This is a genomic window from [Flexibacter] sp. ATCC 35208 (assembly GCF_001975825.1).
Lineage (GTDB): Bacteria > Bacteroidota > Bacteroidia > Chitinophagales > Chitinophagaceae > Chitinophaga.
The window spans coordinates 1-427 of the sequence record NZ_MTKN01000310.1 but is presented as its reverse complement, the minus strand read 5'-3'; the positions used below and the strand labels follow the sequence as shown (position 1 = coordinate 427).

1 tRNA gene is annotated in these 427 nt (G+C 40.7%); it reads left to right on the top strand.

The annotated features are described in order from the left end of the window. Nucleotides 1-26: 26 nt before the first annotated feature. Nucleotides 27-100, top strand: a tRNA-Ala gene (locus BW716_RS35675). Nucleotides 101-427: the final 327 nt, after the last annotated feature.

The following is a 427-nucleotide window of genomic DNA, read 5'->3' as shown; positions in this document are numbered from 1 at the left end:
GTTGTTTCCTTCTTTTAATTCTCTATGGGGGGTTAGCTCAGTTGGCTAGAGCATCTGCCTTGCACGCAGAGGGTCATCGGTTCGACTCCGATATCCTCCACCTCACTTAATACACAGGTATTAGGTTAATAAAATTTAAAGTATTGGAAAGATGTTAGGCTGTAAGAGCCACACGGACGGATCCGTAACATCGAAGTCATTCTGAAGAAGAGTCCGCAAAAACGGACTCTTTTTTTATCTCTGTCCGGATCAAAAAAAGAGAATAAAATCTCGAAATAAATTTGGAAGAAACGGAAAAATGGCTACCTTTGCAACCCCAACGCAAACAGTGCGAAACAAAAAGTTCTTAAAAAGATAATAACAAGCTAAGATGTAGTAACCGCAAGGGTTCACGCGGATCGGATCTGCAACATCAACAATTTCTTAG